The organism is Facklamia sp. P13069 (genome assembly GCF_050409405.1).
In the GTDB taxonomy this organism is placed as follows: Bacteria; Bacillota; Bacilli; order Lactobacillales; family Aerococcaceae; genus Facklamia.
This window is the reverse complement of the sequence record NZ_JBNUPN010000019.1, coordinates 22916-36664: the sequence shown is the minus strand read 5'-3', so window position 1 is coordinate 36664 and position 13749 is coordinate 22916. Positions and strand designations below refer to the sequence as shown.

Below are 13749 nucleotides of genomic sequence, written 5' to 3'. Positions count from 1 at the left end.
CTTTTTGTAATTGATCATTGAATTTTTTAGATTGTTGGTCGAGTTGTTGGAATTTTAATTCAACTTCTTCGCTGGTTATATCTTGTCTTTCCCACAATCCATTTTCGCTATTAAATATACGCATTTCAACTTCACTAGGTCTATCTAATTCATAGTAGAGCCAAATATCTCCAGTGATAGGATTAGGTACGGGATTGGGTCCAGAAGCAACTCTGTTTATTCCATTAGCAGCCATTTGTACAATCTGCACTTCTTTAGATAAACGTTCTAATTGACTTTTCTGTTTTTCAGAAACATCAGCTACACTATTATTGATGGCTGATCCAAAGTTCTGTCTCCAATCTCCTAATTCGACAGAATAATATTCTTCACCAACAGGATCATAGTCATAACCCACACAGCGAATGACTTCGTCAATATCGTGTATTAAATATTTAAGAACTAAGTCGTCACCGTAATTAATTTCAGTCCCGTCAATAATATTTGTTTTTAATTCAATAGATCTTTTGGGCTTGTCTATGTGGTCGGTTGAATACTTCAACTTCGCCCAATTGATTAGTTCCCCTTTGGTTCGCAAATCATTATTAGTAAATTCTTCCTCATATATTTGAGAGTATTCATTAATTAATGGACTATCCACAACTACATTAAGTGATCGTTCATTATTACCATCCTCCACATATCCCTCATCTTCACGATCAAGAGTCCATGTTGAGTGTGCATGAATACGAGTAACTAAGCCGCTAATTGTTTCTTTAGACTCAAATTCACTTATGTTTTTCTTTTCAGAAAGAAGTGCATTTGTTTTCTTTCCCAAACGCTTGATCATTCGAACATCAAAGCCATTTAATAAGAATTCGCTATCCCACCTCTTTCCAATTCGATTAATTATCTCTAAAGCGTTGTAATAACCATCATTAGTAGATTGAGTATCTGTTGTGAAATCATGTTCTTCAATAACGCTTGAATCAAAGGTATATGGAGTAATATTCGATACAAAGTTATTTTTAAAAACTAAAATAGCTTCTTTACCAGTTGCTTTATTTAAACTAAATGATTTTATTTTTCTAAAGTCCAAGAAATAAAAAAGGTGTAAGGCTACTATCTCGACATGATCTGTTTTAGGTGTTATATCAAACACTCTGAACTGATTTATTCCGTCGGGTGTTTTAGCGCCGATAATCATTTCTTCTTTAATTTTTTGATAGTCCTTATTCTTGTCTAATAAGAGTTTGAACTTTAAATAAAAACCTTCATCTCTTATTACATGCGCATCATAAACATGGTGGATAGGATCACCATTCATTGAAAAATCGGTTTGCCTTTTGTCATACAACATTAATTGCAATTATCTCCACCCCCACCTAGTTAACATTTTGATACTTTGAAAGCCAGAACTCTTTTCAATTGGCCAACTACCATCTTTAGGTATTTCAAAAAATGGACCTGTAGCCAAATCGTTTTCTAGTTTGCCAGTTCTTATGTTTTTAATGTTCTGATAATTATGTTTACATTCAATCTCATAGGTACCATTTAACCCCTTTTTAAAATTCATCTTATGTGGTCCTATTTTTAAGTACATAGGTGATGATGAAGAAGCGACAATCGTTAGCTTTGGATACATTGGAGCGTTGGTTCTATTGGTTATAGACTGCAGATTAGTAATATCGATTTCTTCCTCTTCCTCATATTCAAAAGGCTCACATTCGAATTCTGCCGTTACTTGATAGCCGTTGACCTCATCAAGAACCTCAGAAGTTATTTCGACCGATAAATAATTGTAGTGTATTAAAGGATCGTCATATCGGACTAACCGACCTTCGTCTTTTAACCATTTTTTGAACTTCCTTAATTCATTTCTATTTACATCATGTAAATAAAAAATAAACTTTAAAGAAATCGTATCATACGCTTCAACAGACTGTTTTATTGCCCCGCTAGCGTAATCTGTTTTAAAAAGCTTGTCTTTTTTATTGGCTCTTACTAAACCCGGAACTTCTTCAACAGCTACATAAAAAGGGAAGCCAGCACTCGACTCCCCATTTAGTATTAAACTATTATATTTAATCAAGTTGTTCTCCCCTTTCTAAATAGTGCATTCATTGAAACCTCACGATGTAATTGCTGACCAATTACTTTAGCGAGTTGGTCAATGTCACGATCATCTCGAATGACAATATCACTTACACTCACTTCAACGTTGATGTTCGTCGAGTTGTTTCCGCCCTTATTCTTCATGTATTCAGCAATAGCTCCCTCCACACCTCGCATTTTCTCGCTAGAAGCTAAAGGTGTGATGGAAACCCCTGATCTCGTAACATGAAACAATTCGGGCCCAGCTTCCCCGACAATCCCCATATAACCTTTAGGAACATTGCCACCATTAGCAAACATACCACCCCATTGAATGTTGCCACCTTCAGCATGCAATCCGATGTGGCCACCCTCAGCGTGTCGTCCAAAAGTTCGATATACCTTGTCAACATAAGTCGTTAAAGTGGAGGTCTTGCTATAAGTAGAATTTAAAGCACTTATCCAATTACGTACTGCATTAGTATTGCCAACAATATTCGGAACACTAGTGGTGGCCGTACTCGAATTAGATTTCATGTTTGCTACTACATTATTCCATTTATCGACTAGGTTTGTGTCTTTAGGTAACCCAGGAGCACTTGTTGTAGCCTTACTAGAATTAGATCGCATTGCTTTTACTTTTTCGTTCCATTCTTTTACCTTGTTTGTGTCACTTGGTAAGCCTGGAGCTCCAGTAGTAGCTGTAACAGACTTATCAACCATAGCTTGGGTATGTTTGTTGTAATCTTTAATATTAGCTGACGTCTCACTAATTCCATTCGCGTTTACGGAAATAGTCGTTGTTTTGTTATCCGGAATTTCTTCGATTGATTGCTTGTAAGCTTGCATTGATAAAGCGCCAACAGCACCAGCTAATGCACCAGCTATACTAGCAGATAAGCTTGTACTTTTACTGTCAGGAATGGAGTCTATTTCTTCTTTCTTAGCAGTAATAACACCATTGGTATTATCAGATGCCATAATAAACACATTAGGATCTGCATCTTCTAAATCAGATGCTCCTAAAGCTACATCACCAATAATTGGGGAAGCATTATCAGTAGCACTGACACTTACATTAGGATTAAGAGTTCCTAGTTCAGTAGCTAAAACCTTAGTATTTGTTAAACTTCCGTCAGCAATTAATGTGTCGGCACTAACTGTCATATTAGTTGGTGTGGCTAAGTTATTTTTCTTGTTTTCAGTCTCAGAAAGTTTTTGATTAGCGAGTTCAGTTTGGGCATCGATAAGTAATTGCTTAGCTTCTGCTTCGCTAATGCCAGCCCATTTCGCAATGACAGCAGCTAATTTGTTTTGTGCTTCTTCACTTTCAGCTTGAACAATAAGTTTTTTTACCTCACCATCATTAATTGACTCATGGGCTTGAATAATTTCAAACAACTGTTCTAAAGCGCCCTTGGTGTCAGCATTTACTTCTGTTTTTGCTTTAGTACCATTTAGCTTATCAACTTCTGATTTAACTTCTCCTACTTTTTGTTTAGATTCTTCAGCCCCTTTAGTTTCAGATTCAATCAACATAGATTTCACTTCTTCTAAAGGAATACCACTCCACTCAGATACTAAAGCCAAAATTTGCTCTTTTGCTTCTGGACCGTTTGTATCAATGTAGGCTAATTTAGACAAGAACTGTGTATTGTTCCATAATTCAGTCTGTTCAAACAATGGAATGAAATTAGCTAAAGCTTCATCCGTTTCGACTGCTGCTTTTTTAGCTTCGATATTCCCGTCAGCTTTCCAGATGCCCCACTCGTATAATAAACCCGATAGTTCATCATAGCCCTCTGCATTTACTAGAGCTGTTTTCTCTTCATCAGTTAAACTTGCCCAATCGGCCCCAAACAATTCAACAATTCTTTGGAGTTCTTCTTCTCCACTTGTTTCAACTTCAGCTAATTTAGGGTCTGGTTTAATCTGGTCATATTCATCTAAGGCTTCAGCTAATGCTTTGGTGCGGTCTTCTGCATTATCCATGGAACGGATCATTTCAGCTGTTTCCGAATCAATCATACCTGCAGCTTCCATGAAGGCTAAGCCTGTGTCAGTTGCTAAGCCTCTTAAAGCTTCTCCAATCATTTCGCTGCTTTCGGCAAGATCGCTCATTGACCTACCTGAAGTTACTGATAAATCTTGAAACGACCTTGTTAATGAAGCCATTTCTTGTTCAGTTAGAGCTCTATTTTGTTTTGATGCATTTTGCAAGATCGTTTGAATAGTATTTTGGGCATTATTAACTATCCACGTTCTTTTTGAATATTCTTTTTCTATCCTCGATGTTTCTTGAGATAACCATTGCGTTGAATTTTGATGGTATTGTGCTTCATCTTGAGCGCTTTTAAGTAGAGCTTCTCTTTGTTCAACAAGTTTTCGTTTAGTAGCTTCTGCCACTTCTGTTATTGCATCAACTTGTCCCTTAGCCCATGTGGCTGTAACAGGTGTTTGTTTCATAAAAGTATTACCTATATCAGCTATGGAATTACCTATAAGGTCCGTCATTGAGTTGAAATTGCCTTCAATTCTTTTTATTTCAGATTCTGGTAATAGATTTGATAATTTATTCGCCAAACTTTCATACTCAACAAGCGCCTCACCAAACCCATTTAACCTATATGACCAGCCAGCATCGAAAAAACCACCTTCAAATATTGAATCAATATTAGCCTTAATAGTACTATTTTGATTCATAATCCGTTGAGCCGCTTCTCTATAAGTTTCGCCTGTTTTTTCAGTTGCATCCTGAAGCTTAGATTGAGCATTTGAAGCCTCGACTGCTCCCGCCACAACAGAATCAAACCACTCTTGATAAGCGCCCTCTGTTTCTTTTACAGACTCTTTATGATCTCGAATAGGTTGAGTAATATCCGTAAGAATAACGGCTCCTATGCCAGCTAATCCAGCTATAATGGGGGCTGCACTAGCTAACCAAGGTCCACTAAATTTAGCAGCCGAGTTTCCTGCATTCGTTGCTTTTCCAGGGATATCATCTAAAGCTTTACCCATATCAGTCAGCGATTTAGGCGTCGTCAACTTTCCATAGGCTTTTATTGCCTCTCCTATAGCTTTAGACGACCCACCAACTACAGAGGTCAAGTTGCCAAATACAGAGGCAACCGGCCCAATAGCCGCTAATAGTAATCCGGATTTTATTATGAGATCTTGTGTGCTATCGTCCATTTCTGTAAAAGCTTGTACCCAATCAGTCGCTGTTTCCGTTACATCCATAATAACGGGCAACAGTTTATTACCTAATTCTATTCCTAGATCACGTAATTGCGCTAAAGATTGTTGGAATTTAAATTCAGGCAACTCTTTCATTGCTTCAGCAATTTCTTTAGTAGCTCCTGTTGCTCCCTCAGCTTCTTTAGTCATGTTACGGAGAGCATCTCCACCAGCGTTGACTAAAGCATTCATAGCAGATTGAGATTCTGTTCCAAAAGCTTGCGCAATTAAGGCAGCCTTTTGCTCATTGGTTAAGTTCTTTGTATTCTCTGCAATGGTATCTATGATTGTTGGGAAATCAATTAACCCATTTTTATAATCTTCTGTACTAATGCCCAACTCAGCCATTGCAGCAGAGTTCTGCTTAGATGGTTTTAACAATCTTGATAAGGCGCCACGTAAGGCGGTACCACCCTTACTTGCTTCAATCCCATTGTCAGATAGGATACCTAAAAGTGAAGCAGTTTCTTCAACCGACATATTTAAGGTGTTAGCGACAGGACCTACATAGGCCATTCCTTCTCCCAAGTCATAGAATCCTGAACTTGTAGCATTAGCTACATAAGTTAAGCTGTCTACTACTCGTTGGGTATTCTCTAATGTTTCATTAGTATCTTTACCCTTTAATTGGAACTGACTTAAAACATTAGCGGTTGTTCCCATAACAGTTCCAAACTCTTCGCCCGATGCAATAGAAGCATCAAGAATATTAGGTAGCATGCCTAATACTTGACCAGAATTATATCCATTACGGATTAATTCAGCCATTCCAGTGTTTATTTCACTTGTGCTTTTACCATAATCAATTGCCCATTCTCGAGAAGATTCTCCTAATAGGTCCATCTCTTTTCGAACTTCAGCGGTTATATTTCCACCCTCAGCAATTAAAGGTCCTAATTGACCTATTTCAGTTTGAAAGGTAGCCGCTTGTTTAGCAGCTAGACCAAAACCAGTTGCGATTGGTAAAGTGAAACGATTAGTCATTGTGGAGCCAAAGTTTGATAACTTCCCCCCGATTTCTTGAGCTGAATTACCAAATTCTTGGTATTTCTTGGCTGTGTCTGCTAAACGTCCCCCTTGATTTCTCCACATCTCATGCTCTTTTTGCATTTGATTAGTTAATCGTTGTGAAGCTAACTCCGTTTTAGCTATTTGATCAGGAAGTTTAGAAAGTTCTTTCTCAGTTTCGCTTACTTCCCTTGAAAGGTTAGTGTACTCTTCTTTCAAACTTTTAGTAGTACTTTTAGACTCTTCCCAGGCTTGTTTCACTTTTTGAACTTCAGGATGCGTTTCATCAAGAACCTTTTTCATCTCTTTGTAGTTCTTTTCCAAGCGTTCAGTTTCACGCGAAGACCTCTTAAATGCACTTTCGGTCTGTTTTAATTTATTAGGTAATTCAGTATAGACTTTACTTAATTTTTCTTGTTCATTTTTAAGAGAGGTTGATTTAGTCTTGACTAACTCCAGTTCTTTACTCAGATTCTTTTGACTGGTTCGATATTTGTCAGTGATACTTGCATTGTTTCCTAACTGAGCCATCGCCAATTTACTTTGCGTCTGCAAAGACTTCATTTCATTAGAGATGCTTTTTATCCCTGAGCGGTATTCTGCTTCCCCCGCAATCGTTAGCCTTATTCCTGTTTCGACTAAAGTCATTCTTTTCCCCCTTTCCTACATAATAAAAAAGAGCCCTATTAAAAATCTAATAAGGCTCTAGGATCTGATACGACTTCTATATCATCATCTTTAGTTGTAATTTCTCCTTCTTCACCTTCAAAATAGCCATGCCTTTGACCATATCTATAAATCAAGTCATAAACCATGTCTAAGTTGTGTTCATAGAGAAACTCTTGAAGAGTCATAGAGAACAATTCCCGACATAAGAAGTATAAATTGTCCCAGTCGGTTTCTTCTACTTCCCCTCTTCTTCTTTTTCTTTGTTAAAATGGTCTAACGCTTCAGACGCTTTTTCGTTTACCATCTTGTTGTATGAAAGCATGAACAATTCGACGTCCACTGAATCAGCTTCATTAATAAGCATTTCTTCAGTGATCTCATCAATACCATTGGCTTCTAAGACGCACATGATAAACTTAATACTTTGAAGGATATTGTTTTCATATCCTTCTTGCTGGAAATCTTTTTGACTCATTCCATAAATGGATTGAACATTCACCCAAACCTTATTATTAATTTTTAGTTTGTATTCTTTCCCTAATAAATTAACTTTAAATGTTTTTAATCCCGATACGACCACACTCATAATTTTCCTCCTATTCTCCTGGGACTACCGTACTAGACTTACATTTTTCTAATGAAGCTTTATCATAGAAACCTTGTTCTAACAATTTCTTACGATCATAGGTTTCACGTACTTCTGGAATGGATAAATCAGCGAAGAAAGCGACCCCATTAGAATTAATCAAAGAGTCTTGTTTTAAATCTGTTTCATATTCTAATGGAAGAGCATTAATAATGTATGATTTCAATTGTTCTTGGAAGTCATCACGTTCAGTCTCACCACTAACATCAGATGGCTTTAATTCACACTTAGGGAAGTTCCAAATAACTTCTTCACCTGCCTCATTCGTAAATGGAATAGCTAAACGGAAGTAATTATTTCCAATGTTTTCAACAATTGCGTAAATCCCTTTTGCTAATTCAACATAACCAGACATTTTCTCCTCAAAGCCTGCTGCTAAATACCCTGCGTCTAAACTAATTTCAGCAAGTTTCAACTTTTTAATAGGTGAATGCGGTTTGTTTGAAAGATGCACCATCTTCTCTGCAATTTGTAAGGCAATTCCCACTTTATCTAAAGACGGTGTTTGATTAACTATATCTCCATATACTGGTGCAGTATTAGGATCATCTACCGTTGTCATTTCCTGGGTATAGATATCCCCTGCACCCGTCATTAATTTACGCTTTGTGTATTCTACTGTTGCCATTTTATAATCTCCTTTATTTATTGATTAAGGCACTAACCGACGTTGTGCCTCTTTAGTGTATTGATCTTTTAATTCATAGTAAGCGGGTCTCATATGTGGTGTTGCGGGTACATATGTAGCAATTTTCTTAGTGTACTTGCGTTCCCGTCTACCAGTTTTATTACGTTTTAAAACATACCTCTTACCACGACGATTGTCTAAAGCATGGAATCCTAATTCATGAAAATACCCATGCATACCTGGTCTTCCTGACCAACCAATATCATAATGATCTCCGCTAGTTTCTTTTTGAATACCTGCAGCCCCTTTACCAGTTCTTTGAGTCAGCCCAGCTTGAAAGTTTCTTCTCGCTAAGTTCATCATTTTTTCTTGGTATTCTTCGGTTGTTTTTCTACCTTCATCTGCTTTGCTTGCAATTTCATCGAACATTTTAGCCGCTTTATCAAACCCAAATACTTCAGCCATTATTGCACCACCGTCCAATAATGATAGTAGGTGCGATTTTCGTCTTCTTCAGGAGTAATAGACTCTCTGAACTCTTGAGCCATCAGTCCCGCTTCTTCCAAACAATTAAGTATCTGATCCAGCTTTTCGCTTGATTCAACATCTTCTGCTTGATTGCTAAAGTAATCCACTTGATAAATAGGCCTTCGAGAATGTCTCTTGTTCGATTTTCTGATGGTCGGATTATAAGTCAAAATATAGTTTAAACGAGGTAATTGGCTTAGATCAGAATCAGCATAGGCAAGAGGTAATCCCAAAGTAGATAGCGCATTATAGATTCTTTCTTTAGTAGTCATTAGTCCACCTCTTTCAAACTAATTTCAGTTTCATTATTTTTGTAAGCATAAAAATAGCGATAAACTTCATAAATTTTATCGCCTATCTTCGCTATATATTTAGTACTTATATTAGTTTTTCCTCTAACAGCAAGTTTTCTACTAATATCCACATCATCTGCATGGGCATAGTACGTATCAGAAGCAGTGATTCCTAAATGACGAAACCAGTGGGAAGATACTTTTTCTTCCTGATATTCACCACGAATAATTGTTCCAAACTTATCTTTTTTAGGTGAAACACTATAAAAAGTTATCTTGCCTGCATTATAAACAGGTTGAATAATATCTTTTTTCTTAAGCATCTTGATTCACCTCATCTGGAGATTCATTACTAATAACCGACCACCTCAGTTGATTAATTTTTTCAAAGAAACTATCAAAGAAATGTTCACTTGCACCATTCCAAGCAAAACGAACATAATCTTTGATTAATGCTTTTGATTCTGGATAGTCATCCATTTTGAACTTCCCACAATGAGATTGAAGAACATTATGCCCATCCGCGATGAGATTAGTAATGTTCTCTTTGTCTGCTTCGTCTGCATGTAAGTGCGTCATAACCTCATCAACGAATTCCATGTTATTCTCCTTTCAATAGTTCAATTAATTCAGCTTTTTTAGCCTTATCATCGAACTCAATTTCTCGCTTAGTTAACTCTTGCTTAATTTCAGTAACTGTTGCTTCTTTAGCAACTTCATAACTTAAAATTTTATCTGCCCGGGCATCTTCTCCTATCCAGAAGTCTCCTTCTGAATATTCAGGTCCCTTTTCGGTGTCTAAAAACTTTTTAGTAGTAATTAATGCTTTCATAATTTCCTCCTATTCTCCAGGAACTACTGTTGTTCCATTGTCAATGGCAAGATCATAAACTTGAGCTGCATAATTATCAACAGGTTGTCCATCACCTAACAAGTCAATGGCATATAATCTTGCACGTCTCATAGCGAATGTTTCATCATACACGTAAATCCGATTATTAAATGATGCTGAAGCTTCATATTGCCCATCCACATAAGCAATTAATTTATTAACTGGCATTTCAGTTGAAACAATAATTGAATCTTGAGAAATAAATGGTAAGTTAGAAACGAATACTCCATTTGCATTTTGAGTAGTAACTCGCCCAACAATATCTGCATAGTTTTCTGGGTTAACAATCAGTTTAACTTTGCCATTGATATTTCTGTAACGAGTTTCTGTTTCCTCTCCAACCTTTAATTCGTACTTAGATAACGCTTTAATTACACCAGTAAACTCAGTTACCATAGTTTGAGCATCTTTAAAGGTTAATGTGCCAGCCGATTTCTTGTCTTCGTAAGGACTACCATCAACACGAGCTGCTCCTAAATCTTTCATTAACCCAACTGGTTGACCCACACCTGTCCCCGCAATAATCTTAGCTTCCCATTGCTCTGCTATAGCTTCTTTCAAGCAGATACGTAAGAAACGGTCCATCCAACGCGGTCCCATATCTAAAATGTCATTAGAAATGATGAAGTATGCAGTTAAGGCATTAAGAGAACGGTCAGACACTCCAAAGATAGCATCTAATTGACCTTCTAAATCTTTATGTAATTTTCCCCATACTGCAAAACCAGTCCGCTTAGCAGTAATGATTTTAGTACGTCCAATACCTGGCTTGAATTTAATCAGTTTTAATAATGGACGATCTACTTCCAAGTCGTCAAATACACGTTCAATAACGGTCTCAGGTAGGATTTGTTCATTAAAATCTCCACCAGATTTTTTAACCTCGTTATAGAATTTAGTTTCTTCACCCGTTAGCATATGAATGCCACGCGCCATTAAAATATTGTTATCAGTTACATTACGTAACTCTTCGTATTCTTCTTTCACTTGCTTAGTCGCTGCTTCAGTAATCGTATCAGCATAATTCATAATGGCTTCAACTTGTTGATCTGCGGTTGTATCTTCTGCATTCATAATGTCCTTGAATTCGTTTTTTACTTCTTCTTTATTAAAAAATTTATTCATTATTTTCCCTCTTTCATAAACTTTAATTTGTTTTTAGGTACAGAAATAGAACCCTCATTCTTTTGAGCGTTCTTATCGGTGCTAAATATTTTATTTTCAATTACTTCGGTCACCTTGTTTGCTAACCTGATTTCTAAATCATTCATAGCATCCATCAATTCTTGGGTCCAAACAGAATTATTAATCTTAGCAGCTATATCAATTTCATCTTCATTAACGATTTCTTTTGTTCTGTCAGCGAATCCATCTTTAACGGCTTCTTCTGCTGTCATCCAAGTTTCTTCATCCAATAAATCTGTTATAAATTGTTTTTCAAGACCAATTCTTTCTGCGTAAATATCCACGATGCTAGAATCTACTTTATCCATCATATCTGCCGCTTTTAATAAAGCGTTCTTATTTCCCCAGACGATGGTTGAAGCGCGATGAACCATCATCATTGAGCCTGTGCGCATAATAATCTCATCGGCACCCATCGAAAGTATCGAAGCAGCACTTGCTGACAACCCTGTAATTTCAACAATAACCTTTCCAGGATAGTCTTTTAATAAGTTATAAATTTCTACACCTGCGAAACAGTCTCCACCTCCAGAATTTAACTTGATTAAAACTTCGCCTTTGGACTCATTCAAAGCTTTGTTAACTTTCTTAGGTGTGATATCGTCTTCATGCCAACCGTATTCGTTACTTACGACATCCCCCGACAAATACAATACTGTTTTGTCTTCAGACACCTCAGCTTTAAATTCAGGCTTAATTTGAGCCCTCATTTTTTCCCATCTTTTCAATCTCTCACCTCCAAGATTTTTCATAAAAAATAGCAGATTATTTCATCTGCATGCTTCCATCGTCATTTAATGGAGCCATGTTCCTAGTAATAAACCTTCTAGTAGTTAAAGAAGTATTTTCTCTAGGTTTTCCCATCAACTCATTAATATCATCAATGGTCCAAACCGCTGACTCCATCATTGTTCTTATATCTTTTCCCATTTCAAGCTCACTATTATATAGTAAATTAATCGTGCTGTACTTCAACAAATCATCAGCCTTAATCTCAGCTTCCGTGAAGTACTTTGCATTCACTTCATTAACTATAATTTGAATAATGGGTTTGATACAAAATTGTACGAACGCTTCTCTATGCTGACTGATATCAGCTAAATCGCCACTAAATAATAATGGCGGAACTTGAAGAGCATTCGCAACTTGTTTAACATACATGTTCTCTAAATCACCTAGTTCAGTAACTGATCTACCTAAGAACGATTGAGAACGTTCCTCAATATCATAGTCTAACTGCCTTGGTAAGATAGCCACTGATTCTTTTTCAATCTCAGCTTTAATATTCGATAAATATTTTTTAAACTCAGCCATTTGTTCTGCCTGGCTTTTATCTGAAGACTTCAAAAATTTAAACTGAGCAAATAGTCTAAGTTGTTGTTCTCTCATGTGAACGTCTACTAATCGACTAAAAAGCGTTGAGTAAGATTCATCCAACTGTTTTAAGAACAGCGTTAACTTCTCATTAAAATATTTAAAGTGAAAAACTTCATTCGCATAATAAGTTTTATTTAAAGCTAACTCACCAATTACAATATCCTTATAGTGATATGGTGCCATTTCTTTATTTCGAAACACGTTAAATGAATCAGCAATATACAACTTATTATTAATAGGAACAACTAAGCACTCACCTTCTAATAATAATTTTTCAATTAATTTCGTTTTAAAGTCAACTGAATTCATATTATCATTTGGTGAATGATTAAATAAATAGTTCAATGCGCTGTCTCTTGATCTAAAATCAACTAAAGTTGCTGCACTTTTTATTTTTCCGATAACAGTATCGAGTGCTGCTTGTTTTAAATGCGTTTCCTTATACAAAGTATAAAGTTCTGTCCATTCAGATATAGGGACGTTTGCTGTTCCTTTTTCTTCAGGAGTAAAAATATGTTTAATATACGTCATTAATCCAATCTTAACCCACCACCTTTATTAAATATTCGTCGTAACCCAGACGTGGGAGATGTTGGATCACGCTCCTTACTTTAATCCTAACTGACGGACAAATACTAAAGACATCCAAACACCTCCCTTGGGTTATTTACCCAGTTTAATGTCTTATGGCAGGACACAATAAAAAGACCTCCAGGAGAGATCTTACTTTTTATAATTTAAGATTAAATTTAATATTTTATAATTTTCAATATTTTTTCGATAAGTTTTAGACTTATCATGCTTCCACATTGCTAGCCAAATTATTAGTAAAATAACAAACATAAATGAAAATAAAAGTGTTATTATTACTTCTATTTCTAACGAAGATAATCCTTCTGAAAGATAATTTAAAACTATATACCGCGATGAAAAATTTGCTAAGGCTGAAAGAAGTATTGGCAATGCCAAACCTGAAAATAATTTATGGAATTTACTATCATTTTGTTCTTCGTGATATACATATCCGCCTATATTTTCTTTTAAATTTTCAATTTCACTAATGGTTAAAATTGGTAAGTAAAATTTAGTTAATATATAACTACTAAATATTTCTTCGTACGCTTTTTGTAAATCTGTATACTTAGGTTTTACTGAACAGGCTATTTCAAATGCCTCTTTTAGACTAATTTGATTTGTATTCATAATTATATCC

At 36.0% G+C, this 13749-nt stretch carries 15 protein-coding genes; all 15 read right to left on the bottom strand.

All coding sequences use genetic code 11. The annotated features are described in order from the left end of the window. Positions 1–1339, bottom strand: a 1339-nt coding sequence (locus ACQV2T_RS06780) for a phage tail spike protein (RefSeq protein ID WP_428893417.1), incomplete at its 3' end; no start/stop codon positions are given. Between the two features lie 9 nt (positions 1340–1348). Next, complete coding sequence (locus ACQV2T_RS06775; protein ID WP_428893416.1) at positions 1349–2071, bottom strand: hypothetical protein; 723 nt, start codon at positions 2069–2071, stop codon at positions 1349–1351. Further along, positions 2068–6966, bottom strand: coding sequence for a phage tail tape measure protein (locus tag ACQV2T_RS06770; protein ID WP_428893415.1), 4899 nt, complete (start codon positions 6964–6966; stop codon positions 2068–2070). The genes ACQV2T_RS06775 and ACQV2T_RS06770 overlap by 4 nt, the downstream gene beginning before the upstream one ends. 38 nt (positions 6967–7004) lie before the next feature. Next, positions 7005–7172, bottom strand: coding sequence for a hypothetical protein (locus tag ACQV2T_RS06765; RefSeq protein ID WP_428893414.1), 168 nt, complete (start codon positions 7170–7172; stop codon positions 7005–7007). Positions 7173–7222: 50 nt separating this feature from the next. Then, complete coding sequence (locus ACQV2T_RS06760; protein ID WP_428893413.1) at positions 7223–7573, bottom strand: hypothetical protein; 351 nt, start codon at positions 7571–7573, stop codon at positions 7223–7225. A gap of 10 nt (positions 7574–7583) precedes the next feature. Continuing rightward, positions 7584–8261, bottom strand: a complete 678-nt coding sequence (locus ACQV2T_RS06755) for a hypothetical protein (protein WP_428893412.1) — start codon at positions 8259–8261, stop codon at positions 7584–7586. A 24-nt stretch (positions 8262–8285) separates the two neighbouring features. Next, positions 8286–8726 (bottom strand): hypothetical protein, encoded by a 441-nt coding sequence (locus ACQV2T_RS06750; RefSeq protein ID WP_428893411.1) that lies wholly within the window; start codon positions 8724–8726, stop codon positions 8286–8288. Further along, positions 8726–9061, bottom strand: a complete 336-nt coding sequence (locus tag ACQV2T_RS06745; RefSeq protein WP_428882051.1) for a hypothetical protein — start codon at positions 9059–9061, stop codon at positions 8726–8728. Before ACQV2T_RS06745 ends, ACQV2T_RS06750 begins: the two co-directional genes overlap by 1 nt. Beyond that, positions 9061–9405 carry a hypothetical protein gene (locus ACQV2T_RS06740; protein WP_428893410.1) on the bottom strand — a complete coding sequence of 115 codons (345 nt, stop codon included), beginning with the start codon at positions 9403–9405 and terminating at the stop codon, positions 9061–9063. The genes ACQV2T_RS06745 and ACQV2T_RS06740 overlap by 1 nt, the downstream gene beginning before the upstream one ends. Next, positions 9398–9682: a hypothetical protein gene (locus tag ACQV2T_RS06735; protein WP_428893409.1), complete on the bottom strand. Its 285-nt coding sequence runs from the start codon at positions 9680–9682 to the stop codon at positions 9398–9400. The genes ACQV2T_RS06740 and ACQV2T_RS06735 overlap by 8 nt, the downstream gene beginning before the upstream one ends. Before the next feature lies 1 nt (position 9683). Next, positions 9684–9914 carry a HeH/LEM domain-containing protein gene (locus ACQV2T_RS06730; protein WP_428893408.1) on the bottom strand — a complete coding sequence of 77 codons (231 nt, stop codon included), beginning with the start codon at positions 9912–9914 and terminating at the stop codon, positions 9684–9686. Positions 9915–9923: 9 nt separating this feature from the next. Further along, positions 9924–11099: a phage major capsid protein gene (locus tag ACQV2T_RS06725; protein ID WP_428893407.1), complete on the bottom strand. Its 1176-nt coding sequence runs from the start codon at positions 11097–11099 to the stop codon at positions 9924–9926. After that, positions 11099–11887 carry a head maturation protease, ClpP-related gene (locus ACQV2T_RS06720; RefSeq protein WP_428893406.1) on the bottom strand — a complete coding sequence of 263 codons (789 nt, stop codon included), beginning with the start codon at positions 11885–11887 and terminating at the stop codon, positions 11099–11101. The genes ACQV2T_RS06725 and ACQV2T_RS06720 overlap by 1 nt, the downstream gene beginning before the upstream one ends. Before the next feature lie 37 nt (positions 11888–11924). Then, entirely contained in the window at positions 11925–13067 is a 1143-nt protein-coding gene (locus ACQV2T_RS06715) for a phage portal protein (protein ID WP_428893405.1), read from the bottom strand. A gap of 192 nt (positions 13068–13259) precedes the next feature. Further along, complete coding sequence (locus tag ACQV2T_RS06710) at positions 13260–13739, bottom strand: hypothetical protein (protein WP_428893404.1); 480 nt, start codon at positions 13737–13739, stop codon at positions 13260–13262. Positions 13740–13749: the final 10 nt, after the last annotated feature.

What these genes read in the sequence shown, in the direction of transcription:
- ACQV2T_RS06770 (WP_428893415.1), bottom strand. Translation starts at nt 6,966, where the DNA reads ATGACTTTAGTCGAAACAGGAATAAGGCTAACGATTGCGGGGGAAGCA.
- ACQV2T_RS06765 (WP_428893414.1), bottom strand. Translation starts at nt 7,172, where the DNA reads ATGACTCTTCAAGAGTTTCTCTATGAACACAACTTAGACATGGTTTAT.
- ACQV2T_RS06760 (WP_428893413.1), bottom strand. Translation starts at nt 7,573, where the DNA reads ATGAGTGTGGTCGTATCGGGATTAAAAACATTTAAAGTTAATTTATTA.
- ACQV2T_RS06755 (WP_428893412.1), bottom strand. Translation starts at nt 8,261, where the DNA reads ATGGCAACAGTAGAATACACAAAGCGTAAATTAATGACGGGTGCAGGG.
- ACQV2T_RS06750 (WP_428893411.1), bottom strand. Translation starts at nt 8,726, where the DNA reads ATGGCTGAAGTATTTGGGTTTGATAAAGCGGCTAAAATGTTCGATGAA.
- ACQV2T_RS06745 (WP_428882051.1), bottom strand. Translation starts at nt 9,061, where the DNA reads ATGACTACTAAAGAAAGAATCTATAATGCGCTATCTACTTTGGGATTA.
- ACQV2T_RS06740 (WP_428893410.1), bottom strand. Translation starts at nt 9,405, where the DNA reads ATGCTTAAGAAAAAAGATATTATTCAACCTGTTTATAATGCAGGCAAG.
- ACQV2T_RS06735 (WP_428893409.1), bottom strand. Translation starts at nt 9,682, where the DNA reads ATGGAATTCGTTGATGAGGTTATGACGCACTTACATGCAGACGAAGCA.
- ACQV2T_RS06730 (WP_428893408.1), bottom strand. Translation starts at nt 9,914, where the DNA reads ATGAAAGCATTAATTACTACTAAAAAGTTTTTAGACACCGAAAAGGGA.
- ACQV2T_RS06725 (WP_428893407.1), bottom strand. Translation starts at nt 11,099, where the DNA reads ATGAATAAATTTTTTAATAAAGAAGAAGTAAAAAACGAATTCAAGGAC.
- ACQV2T_RS06715 (WP_428893405.1), bottom strand. Translation starts at nt 13,067, where the DNA reads ATGACGTATATTAAACATATTTTTACTCCTGAAGAAAAAGGAACAGCA.
- ACQV2T_RS06710 (WP_428893404.1), bottom strand. Translation starts at nt 13,739, where the DNA reads ATGAATACAAATCAAATTAGTCTAAAAGAGGCATTTGAAATAGCCTGT.